Consider the following 15,683-nt stretch of genomic DNA (forward strand, 5'->3'; position numbering starts at 1 on the left):
TGTGTGTGCAAAAAACAACGCCGGGGCAGTCCGTGCGTGTTGGGGGCAATACTGGCGAGCAGGGGTTACAGGTCGACTGCATTTATTCTTTTTTTCTATTTAAGAAATATTTTTTATTTCTTTCTGTGCTTTACCAGTCACAGCAATGCAACATGATTTTCATCGCAATCACCTGCACCCAAGCGCCAACACGCAGGCACAAAAAAGCCCCAACACGGTGGGGCTTGGGGCTTTTTCTATGGCGAGAGCTACTGCTTGCTGCTGCGCTCGGCCAGTTGCTTGGCCAGTTCATCCAAACGCTCATCCAAAGGCTCTGGGTACTGACGAATCACTTGCTGGCCTAAGCGCAATTGGTGAATAAAGCGTCGGCAATGACGACACATCAGCAAGTGCATGCGCACCGACAGCTGCTGACTCAAGCTTAAGTCTTTATCCAGATACTGGCTGGCCTGCTCGGCCAATTCGCGACAACTCAACATTCGCCGGTCTCCTCAAAATGCTCTAGGGTGGCAAACACTTTTAGCCGCGCCCGATGGAGTAACACCCGCACATTGGATGCAGAAACATCCAGCAAGTTACAGATTTCTTCCAACGCTAAGCCTTGGCGCTCGCGCAGCATCAAGACGGACTTCTGCACATCCGACAGACTGCCCAACGTTTTATCCAGACACTCGCGCAGCTCTTCTTGGCTCAGCAACGCCTCAGGCGTGTCTTGCTCCCAATGGCTTGGTGGGCTGGACCAATGGCCGTCATCGGCGTAGCGCTGATCCGGATTAAAGTCATGGCCACCGGGCAGGCTGTCTAACGACACCTCACGACGAATCTGTCGCAGTTTGCTTTTCGCCGTGTTGGCGGTGATGGTCAGCAGCCAAGTTTTTAAGCTGGCGCGGCCCTCAAATTTAGCCAAGTTACGAATCACCGACAGCCAAGCCTCTTGCACGATTTCATCGGCATGACTGGCCCCGACAATCGCATAGGCCACGGCCCGCATCGGGCTTTGATAGGTTTTCACGAGCTCAGTGAACGCCGGCTGCTCGCCCTTGAGTAGGCGTGCAAGCAAACGATTGTCGGCCTCGTAAGGCATAGCCGTCTCCTGTTCTTAAGCGGCCAGAGTCAAGCGCTCAGCATCGGTGATTAAACCGCCAGCGGCAAGGCTGGGCGCTCGCACGATGCCGATAAGCAAACAGCGGGCTAGCCCGCTGTTTGCTTATTACCTTGATGCAGCTTAACGCTTAGCGTTTACGCACAATCACGCTGCCGATCGAGTAACCGGCGCCAAATGAGCAGATCACGCCCAAGCTGCCGGCGGCTAAATCTTGATGGTTTTTGTGGAAGGCTATGATCGAGCCGGCCGAGCTGGTGTTGGCGTATTCATCCAAAATCACCGGTGCTTCCGCTGCCTCAGGGTCACGACCCAGCACTTTGCGTGCAATCAGCTGATTCATGCTCAGGTTGGCTTGATGCAACCAAAAGCGCTTCACGTCGCTGGCGGCGAGGTGATGCTCGGCCAAGTGGCCGCTGATCAGGTCCGCCGCCATCGGGCAAACATCCTTAAACACCTTGCGACCTTGCTGCACGAACAGTTTGTCCGCCGCTCCTACGCCGGTATCCGAACAACGATTCAGAAAGCCGAAATTATTGCGGATATTGTTAGAGAACGAGGTCTTTAAGCGCGAGCCAACCACATCGAACTGCTGTTCCGACGTCGCACAATCGGCGCGCTCGACCAAAATCGCCGTCGCCGCATCACCAAAAATAAAGTGGCTGTCACGATCACAGAAATTCAGATGACTGGTGCAAATCTCTGGACTCACCACCAACACGCTACGCGCTTGGCCGAGCTGCACGCTGTTGATCGCCGCCTGCAGGCCGAAGGTGGCCGAGGAGCACGCCACGTTCATGTCATAAGCAAAGCCTTCGATGCCCAACGCCGCTTGCACTTCAATGGAGATCGCAGGATACGCCCGCTGCAAGTTTGAGCAGGCGACAATCACACCATCCACGTCCGCTGGGGTGCGACCAGCACGCGCTAACGCATCACGCGAAGCATCCACGCCCATTTGCGCGAGAATGCACAGCTCGTCATTGCTGCGCTCAGGCAGCAGCGGACGCATCCGCTTAGGATCAAGGATGCCTTCTTTGTTCATCACAAAGCGGCTCTTGATGCCCGAAGCCTTTTCAATGAATTCGGCACTCGACGGGGCCAATGCCGTCACCTCGCCAGCAGCAATCGCCGCGGCATTGTCAGCATTGAATTGCTCGACGTAGGTGTTGAAGGCGATGACCAGCTCTTCGTTGGAGATGCTGTGCGGCGGGGTGTAAAGGCCCGTTCCGCTAATCACTACTTGATGCACACGCATTCCTCTTCAATCAGGTGGGCCTAAACACTAGGCCGCATTAATTATTGGTCGAACCGCTGCGCCATCCAGTCACACAACAGCGGAAAATGATCGCTGTGCGCTTGCGGGTGGGTCAGCTGGTCGTTATGCCCGTAATCGCGCGAGCAGCCGGCGCTTTTACCGAGCAAGATCAACTGAGCATCGTGCGGGCCCAACTCACGAGCAAAGGCGCGTACGTCATCCATGCGCCCGAGCAGGCGATCCTTGCGCCCAGCAAAGTACAAACTCGCCGGCCATGCATGCTGCGCAGCCGCCGCAGCATAATCAAAACCGTCATCGTGATCGCGCCAAGGCAGGCCGCGCATCCACTGCACGCTATCCGCATGCAGGCTGGGCGGCTCATCCACCGCACCGATGCCGAGTGCTTTGGCCGGCACACGCCCTAACAGACGTGCGCTCAGCCGCCCTATTCTATCCCACAGTAAGTCAATCGCCAGCCGCTTGCCGGGGCTGCCGCTGGCAATCACCCGCTTGGCGGCAAAATGAATCAGGCCGCGCACCCGATCACGCCACTCGGGAAAACGCGCCAGCGCGCTGGCGGCCAATACACCGCCCCACGAGTGGGTAATGATAAACAGCGGCAAGTCCGGATGTTCTGCTTGCAGCTGCGCCAATAAAGCAGGCACATCTTCGCTAATGGCTTGGGTTTGGTTGTAATCCAAGCCTGGCGCTAGCGCCGGCTCGCTGCGTCCGCGCAAACGCAAATCGGGGCTATGGCACAACACGCCGCGCTCGGCCAAAAACGGCGCGAGGCCTTTGCCGGTTTGTGAATAAAAAATCCGCCCGTCTTCCACCATGCCGTGCAGCAACAGCGCTAAAGCACGCGGTTTAGCCGGCACATGCGCCTGCACAAACAAGCGCCCTCCAGCCGCCAGCGGCAGCCAGCGTTCTTCGCTGCGCCACTGGGCTAACGCGCTCGGCGCTTCGGCGGCATCCGCAAAGTCCGGCAGGGTAATCAGCACATCATCAGGCGTGGGGGTTGCGGTCATGGCCGTGCTTGCACAATGAGATCAGTTCTAGCGATGGTTAACCCTTGCCTGCGCAAGGTCAAGTCACGCCGCCGGTCATCGTGATGCCGCGTGCCGCGTGTCACGTTGCGCGTAAGCCGGTACAATCGCGCCCCTTTGCCCCATACGAAGAGATTTGCCGTGATCGCAACCGCTAATATCACCATGCAGTTCGGCCCAAAGCCGCTGTTCGAGAACGTTTCCGTCAAGTTCAATAACGGCAACCGCTACGGCTTGATCGGCGCTAACGGCTGCGGCAAATCCACCTTTATGAAGATTTTAGGTGGCGAGCTTGAGCCCTCCGGCGGCCAAGTCATGCTGGAGGCCAACAGCCGCTTGGGCAAGCTGCGCCAAGACCAGTTCGCCTACGAAGACTTCAGCGTGATCGATACTGTGATCATGGGCCACGACGAGCTGTGGAAAGTTAAAGCCGAACGTGACCGCATTTACTCCCTGCCAGAAATGAGCGAAGCCGACGGCATGGCCGTGGCCGAGCTGGAAGTGCAGTTTGCCGAAATGGACGGCTACACCGCGGAATCGCGCGCCGGTGAGCTATTGCTCGGCTTGGGTATTCCGCTGGAGCAGCACTTTGGCCCGATGAGCGCCGTCGCGCCCGGCTGGAAGCTGCGTGTATTACTGGCGCAAGCGCTGTTCTCGGATCCCGATGTGTTGCTGCTGGACGAGCCCACCAACCACTTGGACATCAACACCATCCGCTGGTTGGAAAGCATCCTGATCGCGCGCAACTCGACCATGATCATCATTTCCCACGACCGCCACTTCTTAAACAGCGTGTGCACGCACATGGCCGACTTGGATTACGGCGAGCTGCGCCTGTTCCCCGGCAACTACGACGAGTACATGACCGCCGCCACCCAAGCGCGCGAACGTCTGCTGTCGGACAACGCCAAGAAGAAGGCGCAGATTGCCGAGCTACAGACCTTCGTCAGCCGCTTCTCGGCCAACGCCTCTAAGGCCAAGCAGGCCACCAGCCGCGCCAAGCAGATCGACAAAATCCAACTGGCCGAGGTTAAGCCGTCCAGCCGTGTCAGCCCGTTTATTCGCTTCGAGCAGCACAAGAAACTGCACCGCCAAGCCGTCACGCTAGAAAACGTTAGCCAAGGCTACGACGGCAACACCCTGTTCAAAAACTTCAGCCTACAAATTGAAGCCGGCGAGCGCGTGGCCATCATCGGCCCCAACGGCATCGGCAAAACCACCTTGCTGCGCACCTTAGTCGGCGATATGCCGCCCATGAGCGGCAGCGTGAAGTGGACCGACAGCGCCGAGATTGGCTACTTCGCGCAAGACCACGCCGACGACTTTGCCGATGACGTGACCCTGTTTGACTGGATGGGCCAGTGGACCCAAGGCGGCGAACAACTGGTGCGCGGCACCTTAGGGCGCATGCTGTTTTCTAACGACGACATCAAAAAATCGGTCAAGGTGATTTCCGGTGGTGAGCAAGGACGCATGCTGTTCGGCAAGCTGATTCTCGGTAAAGCCAACGTCATGCTGCTGGACGAACCGACCAACCACTTGGATATGGAGTCGATCGAGGCACTGAACTTGGCGCTGGAGAACTACCCCGGCACCTTGTTGTTTGTCAGCCACGACCGCGAGTTTGTCAGCTCGCTGGCCACGCGCATCATCGAGCTCTCCGAAGACGGCATCAAAGACTTCTCCGGCAGCTACGACGACTACCTGCGCAGCCAAGGCGTGGAGCTGTAAGCGTCCAACATCCGAAGTGGTTTAGCGCGTTGAGTCACACTACTGACTGAGCGCGCTGAGCCTTCGTACGCTGAGCTGCCTTGTTTCGCCCTTCCCAGCAGCCGCACGGCTGTCTTGCCTACAGCGCGTAAAACCGCACGCCTCAGCTAACTGACTTGGCGTCGCCCTTCACTTAGCGCGTTAAAGCGGCCAGCAAAAACCGACTTGCTGCTCAGACAGCTGCCACAGCTGTGCCGCCATGACACGGTTGTGCGCCACCGCATCTAATGGACACTCGCCGACAGGGCCGACCATTTGCGCTCGGCGCGTGGGACCGTAGTAGCCCTCAGGCTTTAAGCCTGCATGCGTGGCGCACATGACTTCGGGCCATGACCCTTTTTCGGCAGACTGAGCCATCACCCGCGACAGCACCGCCCAGAGCGCTTTATTGAACGGGCTAGCGGTGTCTTTTAATAAGTTGGTGCGTGACGCCCCAGGGTGGCACACCAACACTTGCACGCTTTTATCCGCTGCCGACACTCGACGCTGCAATTCGTAGGCAAACATCATCTGCGCCAACTTGCTCTGTGCGTAGGCATTCCATGCGCTGTATTGACGCTGGAAGTTGATGTCTTCGAATTGAATTCGCTTTAAGCCCATCTTGTAAGCGTTGCTGCCAACCACCACCACGCGCCCTGCCGAAGCGGCAATGCGCTCAAACAGCAAGCCGCATAACAAGAAGTGCCCCAAATGATTAACTCCCCACTGGCTTTCAAAGCCATCGCGGGTGGTTTCGTGCTTGGCCACTTGGGCAATCGCGGCATTGCAAAGTAAGGCGTCAATCCGTGGCTGCGCCGCCAACAGTTTGGCCGCCGCGGCGCGCACGGAATCCAATGACGACAAATCCATGCTAATAAATGAAATGTCGGCAGCAGAGCCCGCTATTGGCTGTAAGCGCGCCATCACCTCAAGCGATTTTTCCTCACTGCGATTCAGCATCACCACGCGAGCGCCCTTGGACAATAACAGCCTTGCCGCCTCAAACCCCGCGCCCGCACTGGCACCGGTGATGACATAGGTTTTACCGACCAAGGAGCCCATTAGCTGGGGCGTCCAACCGCTTGATTGACCTGCTTTGCAGCTACTCATTGCATACTATTTCCACATTAGTCCAGTCAGTTAACTCGCCATATGGCGAGCCAGTCGACTTACTATGCGTCTCATAGAAAGCCAAAAATAGGCGTTTATGTCGCTAATACTTGCCTATTTGTATCGCAGCGCTAGAACCCTGCGACGCCCAAGTACTAGACTGCGGTCATGAGCAAACACCTAATTAGCCAGTGGATTACAAGCAAGACGGGCACGGACGGCTTGTTCGAAACCTGCCTGCCCGGCGTACAGCTTTTTCACATCAGCGCGCCACGCCGCTGCGCACCAGCTGTTTACGAGCCGGCCGTGGTCGCGATCGTCAGTGGCACCAAAGAGGCCATCGTCGATGGCACGCGCTATCGATACGACAACCAACAATATTTGTGTTGCAGCCTCAGCATGCCGGTGGAGGCTGGCATCCACCGCGCATCAGCGGACAACCCACTGATCGGGGTGTATATCCCCATTAATATCCGGCTGATGACCGACTTAGTGATTGAGCTGCACAACAGCGGCGGCGACATTCCCAGCGCCAAGACTGAGCAACACTCACAGGGACTCGCCCTTGCTCACTGGGATGACGCCTTCGCCGAAGCGCTGCTGCGGCTGTTGCAATTAAATGACCGCCCCGCCGATGCCCAGGTACTGGCTGAAGGCCGATTGCGTGAGCTGTATTACGCCGTCTTGCAGGGAGAGGCCGGCCGCAGCGCCCGACAGGCGTTCGGCGTCGGCAATGCCATTTCTCGCGTGATCGCTCATGTGTCCACGCACTTAGAGCAACCGGTCAACATCGAAGCCATGGCAGACATGGCTGGCATGAGTCGGGCGGTGTTTCATCGCAAGTTCAAACAAGCCACCCAGCTCTCGCCGATTCAATTTATTAAAGCGATGCGCCTCAACACGGCGGCCACGCAGATTGCGGCCGGCATGACCGTGAGTGCGGCGTCGCTGGCGATGGGTTATGCCAGCTCGTCACAATTTAGTCGCGAGTTCAAACGCCTTTACGGGCAATCACCTAGGCAGTGGAGTGAGGACAGCGCACTGGCGCACGCCGCCCCGTAAGCCTTAGCGCCCCGCTTTATGCAGCTGCGCCAGCATCAACCACAACGCCGGCAGCATCAGCAGCAACCCTGCGCCCACCAGCACCGGCCCCAAATACTCAATGCGTAGCGGCTCGGGCACTACATTCACCTCAGCAAACCACTCGGCCAAACCCAGCCCCACCGCGACAGTGCCGAGTAGGTCTACAAACAACCAAAACCACGGCAAACGAATACTCTGCGCCATATTGCCTCCAGATAGAAAAAACCCGCAGTGTAAGCTGCGGGCTTCATCGTGACACGCGGCTAAACGCGTGCGTTAAACCTCGTGCGCCAAGTACGACGAGCGTGTCAGGCCCAAGCGCAGCGCATCAATGAACTGCTCGCGCTCGCTACGCGACAACTCGGCGCGCGCCACTTTGTCACGGTAACGGGTCATCAACCCCTCTGGCGACAGGTGCACGTAGCGCAGCATGTCTTCAATGGTGTCGTGGGTTTCTATGCCGCCATGGTGCACGCTGCCGTCTTCACGCTGGAACACGTTGACCGAGTCGGTGTCACCAAACAGGTTGTGCATATCACCCAAGATTTCTTGGTACGCGCCGACCAAGAAAATCCCAAGAAAGTAACGCTCCCCAGCCTGCAAACGGTGCACCGGCAAGGTGGTTTCAATACTTTGCTGATCCACGTACTGGCGGATTTTACCGTCGGAGTCACAGGTCAAATCTTGCAACACCGCGCGGCGGCTGGGTTCTTCGTCCAAACGCATTAACGGCAGAATCGGCAACACTTGGCCAATGGCCCACGTGTCGGGCAGGCTCTGGAACACCGAGAAGTTGCAGATGTACTTGTCGGCCAGTTTATCGGTCAGCTCATCCAGCACCGCGCGGTGCGAGCGCTGCTGCGCCTTGAGCATGCGATACAGGCGACGACACAAGGCAAAGTAGCACTGCTCGGCCAGGGCTTTGTCTTTGAGTGACACCTTGCCGCTGGCGTACTGGCTAGCCACATCACTTAAGTAATGGGTGGCGCGCCAGTAGGTTTCGGTGACCATTTCCGGATCAGTTTCGCCGATCAACTCAAACAAATAGCCGACGCTTTCTGGCAGCTGGGCTAGGTCGCCGACTTCGGGCACTTGATCGTCATGCCACTCGGCGTCGGTGACTTCGACCACCAACACGGCGTGGTGCGCCGTCATCGCACGACCACTTTCTGAAAAGATGCGCGGATGCGGCAGCTCATGTTCGTCGCAGAACTCTTTAAGCATGCCGACGATAGTGGCCGCGTAGTCGTCCATGTCGTAATTGATTGAGCTGGCGTTGCGCGAATGGGTGCCGTCGTAATCAACCCCCAAGCCACCGCCGACATCCACGTTTTCTACCGGCAAACCGAGGGCGCGTAACTCACCAAAGTAACGAATAGCTTCGCGAAAGCCTTGGCGGTAATCCGACAAGTTGGCGATTTGCGAGCCCATGTGGAAATGCAGCAAGCGGATACTTTCTGACAGGCCCGCTTGCTGAAACTGCTCAACAACACGCAGCAACTGCGCAGCCGACAAACCAAACTTGGATTTCTCGCCGCCGGTGTCAGCCCACTTGCTCGAGGCCAGCGACGACAAACGCACGCGCAAGCCCACGCGCGGAATCACGCCCATGCGCTTGGCTTCTTCAATCACCAAACGAACTTCGGTTTCTTTCTCGATGATGATGAAGACTTCGTGACCGAGCTTTTGCCCCATCAGGGCTAAACGCACAAATTCGCGGTCTTTATAACCGTTACAGGCAATGGTGCTGCCTTGCGGCGCCAGCGCCAGCACGGCCATCAGCTCAGGCTTCGAGCCGGCCTCAAGCCCCACCGAAACATCGGTGGCGATCAGGTTTTCAATCACCGGCTCTTGCTGGTTGACCTTGATCGGATACAGCGCGGTGTAACGGTTGCCGTACTCTAAGCGCTCGATATTGCGATCGAACGCTTCGGTCAACTGACGTAAACGACCCTGCAAAATATCCGGGAAACGTATCAACAGCGGCAACCCCACGCCCGCCTGTTCCAACTGGCCAACCAGTTCGGGCAGATTGATGGAGTGCTCGGCATTTTTCAGCGGCCGCACTTCTACATGCCCTGCCGGATTAATGTCGAAGTAACCGTCACCCCAGTGACGAATGCCATACATGCTGCGGCTTTGTGCCACGTTCCAAGACATAGTTGTCTGTTGTTCCTCGTCAGTCATCAATGAAAGCGCCATACCAGACGCTAGGCGCGCAGCATGCCAACAGGCCGCTAGGCAAACCTTAGTGTAGGCGGCTTATGTTTGCAGGAATGGGACATTTAGTTTCACCCTGCTTTGCCCACGCCTGATTACCACGATCGTGTGCAGCCGCGTTAACCGCCGCTGCGCTTAACCGTGAAGCCCTGCTTGCTCAGCTCGGCAATCAGGGTATCAACGTGCTCACCTTGAATTTCAATCACGCCGTCTTTGAGCGTACCGCCGGTGCCGCAGCGTTTTTTCAGGCTCGCGGCCAGCGTCTTGAGCGCTTCACCGGCCAGCGGCACACCACTGACGGTGGTCACCGTTTTACCGCCACGGCCTTTGCTTTCACGGCGCACACGCACAATGCCATCGCCTGCCGGCACAGCATCCTCGCCACAACGACAAGCCGCTTTGGGCTGCCGACAGTTAGGGCAGCATTCGCCTTGATCGGTGGAGTACACCAAACCACCCAAGTCGCTCAGGGATAGTTTCTTTTTCATTCGGAAAAGGCCTTACAACGATTAAGCCATGCCTGACTGATAAAACGCCCACGCCTGCAGCGAGTCGGGGCAGTAGCTGAACTGCGCCATGTGCGCAGCTAACTGCTGTGGATTGAGCCAGCAGTGCTGTTGAATCTCCACCGCTTGCGTATTCACGTCGCCATCAAACTGTGCGGAATACACCGCGCACCACAGGCGATTGCCGGGCTGATCAAACAAGAAGCGTCCGTGCTCACGCAACGGCACGCCGCGCACGCCCAGCTCCTCGGCCAACTCACGCTCGGCAGCGGCTAAGTATTGCTCGCCGGCATCCACCATGCCGCCGGCGGCCAAATCCCAAAACCCGGGATAGACCGCTTTGGATTCGCTGCGCTGATGAACGCACAGCTCGCCGGCGCGATTGAACAACAAGATAAAAGTACCGCGTCCGATCAGCTGCTGCTCTCGCAGTTGCGCGCGGGGCAAAGCGCCCAACAGCTGATCGTGTTCGTCAACCCACGCGATCAGCTCGGCATCTGAGCGCGCTCGATGCGCGCGCTCAGCCGCTGACCACTCGGCCATCAACCCTGCTCCATCAACTGGCGCAGGTCGATAATCGCCGCATTAGCGCGCGAGATGTAGTTGGCCATCACCAGCGAGTGGTTGGCCAGCACACCAAAGCCTTCGCCATTGAGCACGATCGGGCTCCACAACGGGTCTTGCGTAGCCTCTAGCTCGCGGATGATTTGCTGCAAGCTGACCAACGCATTTTTCTTTTCCAACACGTCAGCAAAGTCGTATTCGATGGCGCGTAAAAAGTGCACCAAGGCCCACGACTGGCCACGGGCCTCATAGAAAACGTCGTCCAATTGCAGCCACGACGTTTTCACCGCCTCAGCACCGGCCTTAGGCGTAGAACCTTTGGCCGCGCTGTCACCGGCCAAATCGGTATTCAGGCGCACACGGCCAACGCTGGCGGACAAGCGCTGCGACAGCGAACCCAAACGGGTTTCGATATCGCCCAACCAGTTACGCAAGTTGTCGGCACGCGCATAAAACTGTGCATCGGGCTTATTCGGATCAGCCAAGCGCTTGGCGTAACGGTTGAGGTATTTGAGCGCATCGCGGTATTCCGTTTCGCTGGCCGGCAGCGCCCAACTGCGATGATCGAAGTTCATCCGCGGTTCTGCTTGGGCCAAGTCGCGGTCTTCCGTCGATTGCGTTTGCGAACGGGAGAAATCTTTACGCAATGCGCGGGTTAGGTCGCGGGTTTGCACCAGCACACCAAATTCCCAGCTAGGCATGTTGTCCAGCCACAAACCGGGCGGAAACTTATCGTTACTCAGGTAGCCGCCGGGCTTATTCAGCAGCGTGGTCGCCACGCGCGACAACGTGCTAACGGTGGTGTAGCCGGTCACTAAGCTTTGCTGGTGTTCTTCTAGGTCACGCTGCACTTGCTCGCGCACCGGAAATAGCTCCGGCTCTTGGCTCCAGTACCAGCCCACTAACAGTGCACCCAGCAGATAAACCGCCACGCCGCCGGCCAACACCTTGCTCCACAATGGGCCGCCAAAGTAGCTTTTCACATCGTCTACGGTGTCACCGACGCGCGCTTTAAGCTCGTCGCCACGGTCTTTCCAGTTTTGCATTGAGATTTCCTTGCTGCCAATAATCCACAGACCTTTACACGCTAGACCGTTAGGCGAATAAAACCCACCTATCGTCGGGTTAGCCAGAGTTTGCGCCATGCAGCAGACCTGCATCACACCGCGCCTGCCCACAAGCCTGCAACAATCGCCCCACTATACGGCTTGGTCTGGCTTCACCGCAAAAAACAACACCGACAAGCTGTTGACGCCAAGTGACCGACGGCGCAATGTGCGCTTTTTCTCCGTGCTAGCATCTAGCCAGCACCGTTACAGGTAAACACCTTGTCAGAGCTCAGCGCCCCCGCCACCGCCGACGACGTAGAAGAGCGCAATCTTGACCGCTTGCGTCAGCACTTTGCCCAGCGTGTTTCGCACCAATCGCACATGGTGCTGGAAGCATGGATTCGGCTAAACCGTGGTGAGTGGAGCACCGAAGGACTAACCGACTTGGAGCTAGGCTGCGAGCGACTCGCACGCTACGCGCAACGCTTTGATCAAGGCGAGCACCTCGAGCTAGCCGAGCAACTGCAAAACACCTTCAGCCAAGTGCGTGACAACCGTAATCGCCCCAGCAGCGGGCAGATTCAACAGCTCACTCACTTAATGCAAAACCTGTCAAAAACAGGTCTGCGCCTGCTGGATGACCAAAGTGCGCTGCTGCGTCCGCAAGCGCGCAAGCCGGTTTATGTTTGCTTGAGTGACAGCGACAAAGCCGAGCGCATCGTGCAGCAATTGCTGTTTTTTGGCTTGCGCGCGCAGCGTTTGGATAAACCCAGCGATTTCCAGAAGGCCATTGCCGACCGCCACCCCTCTATCCTGATGATGGATGTTGACTTTGGCGGCCCCAACATTGGTCTATCGCTCGCCCAGCACGTACAAGAGTCGCGCCCCGATCGCTTACCGATTGTTTTTTACAGCCATCAACCGGCCGACACCCGCACTCACATCGCCGTCGTGCGCGCCGGTGGCCAAGCGTTATTTAACGACAACCTTGACCCCGCCCGCCTGCTGGAAAAACTCGACGCCCTGACCAGCCAAACGCTGGAAGACCCGTATCGGGTCTTGATTGTGGATGACTCCCGCGCGCAAGCCATGTTCACCGAGCAAGCGTTGAACGCCGCCGGCATTCTGACCCACGCCTTAACCGAGCCCCTCAAGGTGATGACCGCGCTGCGCGAGTTTTCGCCCGACCTGATCATCCTCGACATGTATATGCCCGAATGCATCGGCCCAGAATTGGCCCGCATGATTCGGCAGCACGAGCGCTACGTCAGCACGCCGATTATCTTTTTGTCCGCCGAAGATGACTTGGACAAACAACTGATTGCCATGGGCGAAGGTGGCGACGATTTCCTGACCAAACCCATTCGCCCAAGGCACTTGGTCAGCACCGTGCGCAACCGCGCCGAGCGTGCTCGCACGCTTAAACAGCGCATGGTCTGCGACAGCCTGACGGGGCTGTACAACCACACCCATACCCTGCAACTGCTCGAAGACGCCCTGCACCGTGCCGAGCACAGCGGCGAACCCGTCAGCTTTGCCATGCTCGATATCGATTTCTTTAAAAAGATTAACGACGGTCACGGCCACCCCGCCGGCGATCGGGTCATCAAAAGCTTGGCTTTATTCCTCAAGCAACGCCTGCGCCGCACGGACAGCATCGGTCGTTATGGCGGCGAAGAGTTTGCCGTTATCCTGCCCGACACCGACGCCGACGCGGCCGCCAAGTTACTGGATGAGATCCGCCAACGCTTTAGTGACATCCATCATCCGGTCCCTAATGGCGAATTGATGTGCACTTTCAGCACCGGCGTCGCCACCAGCCAGCCCGGGCTGAGCGCCCAGCAATTGTGCAGCCAAGCCGACGAAGCGCTGTATCAAGCCAAGCATGGCGGACGCAACCAAGTGTGCAGTCACACACATCGCGGCGAATAGTCATCAGCCAGTCATAAAACAATCACAACATGGCTGCGTATCCCTATCAGGGTCGCAATCATGCGCCTAAATATTCTGACCAACACAGCAACTACCCTACTCACGCTGGCCTGCCTGGGCCTTGGCGCCAGCCTCTGGTGGAGCCAGCAAGCCCAGCAGAAACCTCTTGCGCTGACCCAGCACTATCTAGACCTATCGCAGAGCATTGAGCAGCAGCTACTTAAACCCCTGAATCGCTACCTGCACAGCGGCGACGCACTGGAGCACGCCAATGCCCTACAAGCCAGCGAACAATTACGCCAACAAGCCCAATTACTGCCCAGCGCACTGCGCCATCAGCTGATCCCCAGCCTGACCGAACTTGAGCGCTTCAGCCGCGAAGAGCTGCTCGCCGCCGGCAAGCTGGCTGGCGACCCGCAGGCGCTGCTGCAACAGGCTGAACGAGGGCTAGACCATGCCCTGATGGCACTCAACGATTACGCCGAAGAAGGGCAAAGCCAGCGCTACCAGCCGCTCTTGCTGCAAGCGCAGCATCGTTTGCAACAGCTTTCCCTCGCGCGCCAACGCTATGTTCAGCAACCCGCCCCAGCACTGGCCGAGAGCCTTAATCAGGCACTTGCACAACTGCAGCAACAAGCGCAGAAGATTGAGCAACTGCCGCTGCTAGATGTCAGCCAAAGCAGCGCCTCGGCGCAAGATGACTTTGCCAGTTTGATGGGCCTAAGCCGCGACACGCCTACCGCGCAGCACAACCCCGGTAGCGACTTGAAGCGTGAATTGCTCTCACTCACCGCACGCTACACCCGCGAGCTCAAGCGTACCGAACAACTTATCGAGCAACGCCAGATACTCGCCAACGCCCTCAATGAGCGCATCGAGCAGTTACAAGGCAGCGTGACGGCACTGCGCCCGCTGATCGACCAAAGTAATAAAGCCAGCCAGCAACAAGTGCAAAGCCTGCAACTGGCCAGCCTGCTGCTGATTTTGCTCTCGGCTATTTTTGTCGATCGCCTGCTGCGCAAGCTCACTCAGCTGTTACGCCACTTGGCTCCCATGCTTAGCCAATGGGCCGCCGGCGATATCAGCCAGCCGATTCTGACCCATGCCAAAACCAGCGAACTACAGAGTGTTGAACGCTCATTGAATCAGCTGCGCGATTACTTAAGCGGCCTGATTGGCACCCTGCATCAGCAGTCAGCCGCCATCGCCGACAGTAGCGAAGCCCTACGCCAGCTCAACAGCGGTCTGCAGCAAGGCGCGCAGCACCAAGCCAACGACACCCGCGATATCAGCGATGCCCTCTCGCACATGGAAAGCGCCCTGCAACAAGTGGCCGACGACGCCAACACCGCTGCCGGCGCTAGCCAAACCGGCCAACAAGCCGCCAGCACCGGACAAAACGTGGTCAGCCGCACCCTTGCCGAACTGCGCCAGCTGGCCCAAGGCGTCGAAGACAGCGCCGGCACCCTAGGCCAGTTGAGCGACGCCAGCCAAAACATCGGCCAAGTGCTCACCGTGATTCGCAGCGTGGCCGAACAAACCAACCTGCTGGCCTTGAACGCCGCCATCGAAGCGGCACGCGCCGGCGAATACGGTCGCGGCTTTGCCGTGGTTGCCGAAGAGGTGCGCAATCTTTCGCAACGCACCGCACAAGCCACCGAAGAAATCCAAGCGCTGATTGAGCACCTGCAAACCACCAGCCAAGCCACGCAACAACAAATGAACACCCAAGCACAGCTGGCCAGCCACATGCGTTTGAGTGCCGAGCAGGCCGAACATGCCCTCGTCACCATTGTCAGCGCCATGCACACCACGCACGAACGCATCAACCGAATTGCCGCGCAAACGCAGCAACAGTCCGGCACGGTGAGCGGCATCCGCGCCAATGGCCAACGCATCTACAGCCAAGGGCGCGACAATCTAGAGCTAATCAGTCAAGGACAAGCGCAAGGTGAACGCCTGGCGCACCTAGGCAGCGAACTGCAATCACGCGTGATGGCGTTTAAAGTGGCGTAAACGGCCAGCAAAGGCCGTGACAGGCAGTTGATGCGGGGTATCATGGCG

At 57.9% G+C, this 15,683-nt stretch carries 14 protein-coding genes; 4 read left to right on the forward strand and 10 right to left on the reverse strand.

What is annotated here, in order from left to right; genetic code table 11:
- Positions 1-248 precede the first annotated feature (248 nt).
- From MKI83_RS12760 to MKI83_RS12775, 4 genes are all read right to left on the reverse strand, one after another.
- The gene (locus MKI83_RS12760) at positions 249-479 is read right to left on the reverse strand and encodes an anti-sigma factor family protein (RefSeq protein WP_241586944.1); all 231 of its coding nucleotides are present in this window, start codon (positions 477-479) and stop codon (positions 249-251) included.
- Positions 473-1,084 carry an RNA polymerase sigma factor gene (locus MKI83_RS12765; protein WP_241586947.1) on the reverse strand — a complete coding sequence of 204 codons (612 nt, stop codon included), beginning with the start codon at positions 1,082-1,084 and terminating at the stop codon, positions 473-475. The genes MKI83_RS12760 and MKI83_RS12765 overlap by 7 nt, the downstream gene beginning before the upstream one ends.
- Positions 1,085-1,232: 148 nt before the next feature.
- Entirely contained in the window at positions 1,233-2,354 is a 1,122-nt protein-coding gene (locus tag MKI83_RS12770; protein WP_241586949.1) for a beta-ketoacyl-ACP synthase III, read from the reverse strand.
- Positions 2,355-2,401: 47 nt separating this feature from the next.
- Positions 2,402-3,388, reverse strand: a complete 987-nt coding sequence (locus MKI83_RS12775) for an alpha/beta fold hydrolase (protein WP_241586951.1) — start codon at positions 3,386-3,388, stop codon at positions 2,402-2,404.
- A gap of 159 nt (positions 3,389-3,547) precedes the next feature.
- Between MKI83_RS12775 and MKI83_RS12780 the strand changes: the two genes are divergently transcribed.
- Complete coding sequence (locus tag MKI83_RS12780; RefSeq protein ID WP_241586953.1) at positions 3,548-5,137, forward strand: ABC-F family ATPase; 1,590 nt, start codon at positions 3,548-3,550, stop codon at positions 5,135-5,137.
- Between the two features lie 180 nt (positions 5,138-5,317).
- Here MKI83_RS12780 and MKI83_RS12785 read toward each other — a convergent pair whose 3' ends face one another.
- Complete coding sequence (locus MKI83_RS12785) at positions 5,318-6,265, reverse strand: SDR family oxidoreductase (RefSeq protein ID WP_241586955.1); 948 nt, start codon at positions 6,263-6,265, stop codon at positions 5,318-5,320.
- A 168-nt stretch (positions 6,266-6,433) separates the two neighbouring features.
- Between MKI83_RS12785 and MKI83_RS12790 the strand changes: the two genes are divergently transcribed.
- Positions 6,434-7,327 (forward strand): AraC family transcriptional regulator, encoded by an 894-nt coding sequence (locus MKI83_RS12790; RefSeq protein WP_241586957.1) that lies wholly within the window; start codon positions 6,434-6,436, stop codon positions 7,325-7,327.
- Positions 7,328-7,330: 3 nt separating this feature from the next.
- Here the strand turns inward: MKI83_RS12790 and MKI83_RS12795 are convergent, their stop codons facing one another.
- From MKI83_RS12795 to MKI83_RS12815, 5 genes are all read right to left on the reverse strand, one after another.
- Positions 7,331-7,552, reverse strand: a complete 222-nt coding sequence (locus MKI83_RS12795; RefSeq protein ID WP_241586972.1) for a hypothetical protein — start codon at positions 7,550-7,552, stop codon at positions 7,331-7,333.
- Positions 7,553-7,624: 72 nt separating this feature from the next.
- On the reverse strand, positions 7,625-9,508 hold the full coding sequence (gene speA, locus MKI83_RS12800; protein ID WP_241586975.1) for an arginine decarboxylase: 1,884 nt from the start codon (positions 9,506-9,508) through the stop codon (positions 7,625-7,627).
- A 179-nt stretch (positions 9,509-9,687) separates the two neighbouring features.
- The gene (locus MKI83_RS12805; protein ID WP_241586977.1) at positions 9,688-10,056 is read right to left on the reverse strand and encodes a translation initiation factor Sui1; all 369 of its coding nucleotides are present in this window, start codon (positions 10,054-10,056) and stop codon (positions 9,688-9,690) included.
- A 21-nt stretch (positions 10,057-10,077) separates the two neighbouring features.
- Positions 10,078-10,620: an NUDIX hydrolase gene (locus tag MKI83_RS12810; RefSeq protein ID WP_241586981.1), complete on the reverse strand. Its 543-nt coding sequence runs from the start codon at positions 10,618-10,620 to the stop codon at positions 10,078-10,080.
- The gene (locus tag MKI83_RS12815) at positions 10,617-11,684 is read right to left on the reverse strand and encodes a DUF2333 family protein (protein WP_241586984.1); all 1,068 of its coding nucleotides are present in this window, start codon (positions 11,682-11,684) and stop codon (positions 10,617-10,619) included. The genes MKI83_RS12810 and MKI83_RS12815 overlap by 4 nt, the downstream gene beginning before the upstream one ends.
- Before the next feature lie 282 nt (positions 11,685-11,966).
- Between MKI83_RS12815 and MKI83_RS12820 the strand changes: the two genes are divergently transcribed.
- Positions 11,967-13,619, forward strand: a complete 1,653-nt coding sequence (locus MKI83_RS12820) for a GGDEF domain-containing response regulator (RefSeq protein ID WP_241586986.1) — start codon at positions 11,967-11,969, stop codon at positions 13,617-13,619.
- Between the two features lie 60 nt (positions 13,620-13,679).
- On the forward strand, positions 13,680-15,635 hold the full coding sequence (locus MKI83_RS12825) for a methyl-accepting chemotaxis protein (protein WP_241586988.1): 1,956 nt from the start codon (positions 13,680-13,682) through the stop codon (positions 15,633-15,635).
- Positions 15,636-15,683: the final 48 nt, after the last annotated feature.

Source organism: Atopomonas sediminilitoris, assembly GCF_022601735.1.
GTDB classification, from domain to species: domain Bacteria; phylum Pseudomonadota; class Gammaproteobacteria; order Pseudomonadales; family Pseudomonadaceae; genus Atopomonas; species Atopomonas sediminilitoris.

Bases quoted from the DNA above. Each gene is read 5' to 3' on its own strand.
- MKI83_RS12760 (WP_241586944.1), bottom strand. From the start codon at position 479: ATGTTGAGTTGTCGCGAATTGGCCGAGCAGGCCAGCCAGTATCTGGAT.
- MKI83_RS12765 (WP_241586947.1), bottom strand. From the start codon at position 1,084: ATGCCTTACGAGGCCGACAATCGTTTGCTTGCACGCCTACTCAAGGGC.
- MKI83_RS12775 (WP_241586951.1), bottom strand. From the start codon at position 3,388: ATGACCGCAACCCCCACGCCTGATGATGTGCTGATTACCCTGCCGGAC.
- MKI83_RS12785 (WP_241586955.1), bottom strand. From the start codon at position 6,265: ATGAGTAGCTGCAAAGCAGGTCAATCAAGCGGTTGGACGCCCCAGCTA.
- MKI83_RS12790 (WP_241586957.1), top strand. From the start codon at position 6,434: ATGAGCAAACACCTAATTAGCCAGTGGATTACAAGCAAGACGGGCACG.
- MKI83_RS12795 (WP_241586972.1), bottom strand. From the start codon at position 7,552: ATGGCGCAGAGTATTCGTTTGCCGTGGTTTTGGTTGTTTGTAGACCTA.
- speA (WP_241586975.1), bottom strand. From the start codon at position 9,508: ATGTCTTGGAACGTGGCACAAAGCCGCAGCATGTATGGCATTCGTCAC.
- MKI83_RS12805 (WP_241586977.1), bottom strand. From the start codon at position 10,056: ATGAAAAAGAAACTATCCCTGAGCGACTTGGGTGGTTTGGTGTACTCC.
- MKI83_RS12815 (WP_241586984.1), bottom strand. From the start codon at position 11,684: ATGCAAAACTGGAAAGACCGTGGCGACGAGCTTAAAGCGCGCGTCGGT.
- MKI83_RS12825 (WP_241586988.1), top strand. From the start codon at position 13,680: ATGCGCCTAAATATTCTGACCAACACAGCAACTACCCTACTCACGCTG.